The following is a 4,716-nucleotide window of genomic DNA, read 5'->3' as shown; positions in this document are numbered from 1 at the left end:
ATAGTTTTAACCAATGAAGATATATTGACTATTCCGGAATTATTACCCGGTTGGGAACTGCCAATATCAGAAATTTGGCCGCCAGTTTTCGAGTAAAAAGGAGCGTTTTCGGTTGCCAGAGCCGACATGAAACGTGAAGCATGGCTACCGCTAGGCTCCACCTTTCATGTCGCGCAGCGAAACATTACCTCTGCCTGTTTGCTCCGCATTCCGACAGAACTTGCTATGAATTCATCAACTTTTAGATTTAGCAGGAGAATAATTTCCCACTCTTAGCTTGAACAAGAGCGATCGCCCTCATTATTACCTCTGTTGCATTCCCAAGAATTTTGCTGCTATAATCCTACTAACAGTCTCAAATATTAACAGGAGATGCCTTATGTCTCTAACAGTTGCAGACTTGGAAAAAATCCAAACCCAACTAACAGAAGCACATTTAGACTACCGAACCGAATTAGTTGACGGTAAAATTATCATCATGGGATTATCAGACTACGTTTCCGAAGAAATTATCGCTCGACTAATCACCTTTCTCAATATGTGGGTACTCCCTCGGAAGTTGGGACGAGTGACAGGTTCTTCCGCAGGTTTTCGTCTCCCAGACGGCAACTTGCGTGGTCCTGATGTATCTTTTGTTCCCGCTGCCAAGATGCCTTCCTCCCCCCGCTCTTTTGCCGAAATCGTTCCTGACTTAACTATCGAAGTCAGGTCAGCATCCGATAACATCAGACCTCTAGTTCTTAAACTGCAAAGATTTATCGAGTTAGGTAGTCAAGTAGGTATTTTAGTAGACCCGAAAAACTTGACCGTAACCGTATATCGTGCTTCTGGGGAACCGATAGTTTTAACGCATGAAGATATATTGACTATTCCGGAATTATTACCCGGTTGGGAATTGCCAATATCAGAAATTTGGCCGCCAGTTTTTGAGTAATATCATGTCCGGTTGAATAGTTGTTATGGCGACGAAAGGGGCTGGGGCGGGTTTTTATGATTTCAGGTTGAGCCTCGTTAAGTTAACGCGGAAGCTGCCCCTACGCTTTGCAACATTTACAGCAATGTATGAGGATGGTGAGGTACAGTTTTTGTAGCACAAGCATCCTGCTTGTTACAGGCTGGAAGCCTGTGTTACCAAAAGTGGTAAAAGTTTGTACCTCACTAACTCCGAAATTGCTGTAATATCAAATCCGCTGGCGAAAGGAGTAATAAATTCTACCATCAGAAAAGAGTGAAAACTCCTAGTTTGTGGAGGGTTTCGAGACCAAACCCCTACGGCCTTGAATTCTACCGATACTACCGGATTTGATATAAGATGAAACAGTCTACTACTAGACCTAAAGTTAAGATAGACAGGACTTACGCAAATTATTAAATAATACGCTATCTGTAGGGGCGATTCGCGTTTGCGGAGCATGACCTTAGGAAATCGCCCCTACGAGATATAGCGGTTATGCGTAAGTCCTGATAGAATAATAATGTTAACTGATGAAATTATGACTCCTGTAAGGGCGAACGGCCGTTCGCCCCTACAACTCCTGGCTCCTAATAAGATGAAAAACCTAACTATTATAGCACTGCGCATTAAGGTTAGGACATTTCTAAATCCTGTTTGCGGAGCATGACCTAGGAAAAGCCTTTGAAAGTTCACTATTCCCTATTCCCTATTCCCTATTCCCTAGCGCGTAGCGCTATAAAACTAAATCTGTAATCGGACTATGGATACTAAGATTGGCAAAATTGTAGATAAACGGTATTGTTTTATTCAACCTATAAATACAAGTATTTTAGGACAGACTTATCTGGCGGCAGATACTCATCGTCCAGGTTCTCCCCAATGCGTAGTGAGAGAAATTCGACTAGCTAATTTTACTTCAGAAAATCAAGGGATTATACTATCTTTATTTCAAGCAAAAGTAGAAAATATTTTTAGTTTGAGTCAACACGAGGGTTTACCGAATTTATTGGCTTATTTTGAGGAAAACAATAATATATACTTGGTTGAAGACTATATAGTAGGTCTATTTTTATCTGAAGAGTTAGCTGGAGGTAAATCTCTATTAGAATTTGAAGTCATCAAGATCTTAAAAGAGATTCTAGAAATTTTAGTCTTCATTCATAATCAAGGGGAAACTCATGGAAAAATTAAACCAGGAAATTTGGTGAGACGAATATTAGATGGCAAATTATTCTTGGTTAATTTTGGGTTGGAAAGAGAAGTTCAGAGAATTTTAGAATTAAATGAGGAACCATTAACCTCGGAATATCCCAACCAAAATAACTCTGATAGTTTAGTTTATATACCGTTAGCAAAAAATCAGCAGGAAATAGACAAAAAAAATGATATTTATGCTTTGGGGATAGTTGCTATTCAAGCACTAACAGGATTATCACCTCAAGATTTATTGCAGCAAAAACAAGTTGACAATACTCCTGGAATAGAAATACCTTGGCAGAATTTGCAGGTATGTTCTCTAGAACTATCAGATATTATTGACAAAATGGTAAGTAGTCAAGGTGAACAAGGTTATGAGTCTGCAACAGAAGTCTTAGCAGAATTAAGTAAGATATCAGTATCTAGTGAGTTCGACACGATTTCAAAACCCGAAACGATAATTACAAGACTTGAAGAAAAAGAGATTCCATCACTACTACTTCAACCTAAACACATTAACGAAGTCAGAAGTCACAAGTCAACCCACCCCTCACCCCTCCCTGGAGGGGAAGTAAGAAGTGGTTTTGGTAACGGGGATTTGAGCAAGGAACCAAAAACGTTTCGCCGATATTGGTGGGGTTTTAGAGCGAATTATTTTGATAAAAAAAATCTATTAATTGGTTTAGCATTGATGACAATATCAGGAGTAGCGATCGCTTGTTTCTGGCAATACCAATTTATAGCTAAAGCAGAAGCAATGTATGAACAAGGCAAAGAATTAGCAAAACAAGGAAAACAGCAAGCAGCGATCGCTAGTTACACTGAAGCACTGAAACTGAACCCTAAAAATGCTTCACTTTACTATCAAAGAGGCAACTCTTACTATTCTCAGAAAGCTTATGAAAAAGCAATCAAAGATTATACAGCAGGGATTCAAATCAAACCTAACTACAATGATGCTTATTATCAACGTGCTTTAGTTTATTATGAACTAGATGATAATGAAAAAGCAATTACCGATTTAACGCACGCATTAAGAATCAATCCCGACTATACTAAAGCTTACGATAAACGAGGGTTGATTTACTCCGAAATTGGAGATTACAAAAATGCTATCCAAGATTACAGTCAATCAATTAGACTAAATCCGCAAGATAGCAATACGTATATTAATCGGGGAATAGCAAGAGCAATGATAGGCGATCGAGTAGGGGCAATTAGTGACTACACTCAAGCTATTAAACTGAACCCCAATGATGTACAAGCATATTATTATCGAGGTAAGTCTCGCTTTGAGATGGCAGACTATCAAGGTACGATCGCAGACTATGATCGGGTATTAGAATTAAAACCTGATGATGCTGATGCTTATACAAATAGATGCAGCGCTTATCTAAATCTGGCAAATCATCCATCAGCAATAGCAGATTGTCAGCAAGCAATAGAAATAAATCCTCAAGATTTTCTAGCGTACCACAATCTATGTATTGTTTATTTCAATTTAGGGGAATATCAAAAAGCAACAGAAAACTGTAGTCTTGCTATTGGTATAGACAATAAAAATGCCAAAGCTTATATAAACAGAGGTTTAGCGCAGTCTGCTAGTGGGTATTTACAAGGAGCGATCGAAGACTTTACTACAGCAATCAAGATTAATCCTGAAGATGATATTACTTATAATCATCGGGGAATAATTTTCTCAGAGATCGGAAATTATAATCAAGCTATTAGAGATTTTTCCCAGGCAATTAGACTTAATTCAAATAATGCCAAAGCTTATTATAATCGAGGAGTTATTCTGTATGAATTACAAGATATACCAGCAGCAATAGCAGACTTTAGTAAAAGTGCAAATCTATTTTTAGAACAAGGTAAAATAAAAGATCATCAAAACTCGTTAAATATGATAGAACAATTACAGTAATTATACTAATAGGGAACACTTAACTGGGAACACTTAACTGGGAATAGGGAATAGGGAATAGGGAGTAATTTGATAGAGAAAAACATTTTTGTGATGGCTAATTAATGAGACTTAATATGATCACAAATCCGCTGCCTTCTGAAGTAATATCATACGAAATCCGCTTGCTTAGGAGCATGATCAGAAACCGGGTTTGTGGGAGGTTGGTGTTAGTATTTTACGGCATTTAATACAAACCAGGTTTGCTTTTTTCTACCGATAGGGAGCAGGGAATAGGGAATAGGGAATAGGGAGTAATTTGATAGAGAAAAACATTTTTGTGATGGCTAATTAATCAGACTTAATATGATCACAAATCCGCTGCTTTCTGATATCAAATCTGGTTGAATATAGTAATATAAAATAATTGCTTTAAATTACTATAATATCAAAGTTTTGGGTTCATCAAATATCACTTTTAAATTTTGAATTTTAACTGATGTCACCAATACTTTCAAACTTAATAATATTAGTAATATAGCGTTTCTCAAATTGGTGAGATACAGTTTTAGATCCCCCCTGCCCCCCTTAAAAAGGGGGGAGTCTTCAAAGTCCCCCTTTTCAAGGGGGATTTAGGGGGATCGTAACTGTACCTCATCTT

2 protein-coding genes and 1 pseudogene are annotated in these 4,716 nt (G+C 37.7%); all 3 read left to right on the top strand.

Features of this window, described 5'->3' with window-relative positions; all coding sequences use genetic code 11:
* A pseudogene (locus F6K40_RS38880) lies at window positions 1–96 on the top strand (Uma2 family endonuclease); the annotation flags it as partial.
* 283 nt (window positions 97–379) lie between these two features.
* Window positions 380–934, top strand: a complete 555-nt coding sequence (locus tag F6K40_RS38875; RefSeq protein WP_293145242.1) for a Uma2 family endonuclease — start codon at window positions 380–382, stop codon at window positions 932–934.
* Window positions 935–1,715: 781 nt separating this feature from the next.
* Entirely contained in the window at window positions 1,716–4,076 is a 2,361-nt protein-coding gene (locus F6K40_RS38870; RefSeq protein ID WP_293145239.1) for a tetratricopeptide repeat protein, read from the top strand.
* The last annotated feature ends 640 nt before the right edge of the window (window positions 4,077–4,716 follow it).

It is taken from the genome of Okeania sp. SIO3I5 (genome assembly GCF_010672085.1).
In the GTDB taxonomy this organism is placed as follows: domain Bacteria; phylum Cyanobacteriota; class Cyanobacteriia; order Cyanobacteriales; family Microcoleaceae; genus Trichodesmium.
The sequence above is the reverse complement of the archived record's forward strand: the minus strand, read 5'-3'. Positions and strand labels throughout refer to the sequence as shown.

Coding starts and splice junctions, on each gene's coding strand:
- F6K40_RS38870 (WP_293145239.1), top strand. CDS start 1,716: ATGGATACTAAGATTGGCAAAATTGTAGATAAACGGTATTGTTTTATT.
- F6K40_RS38875 (WP_293145242.1), top strand. CDS start 380: ATGTCTCTAACAGTTGCAGACTTGGAAAAAATCCAAACCCAACTAACA.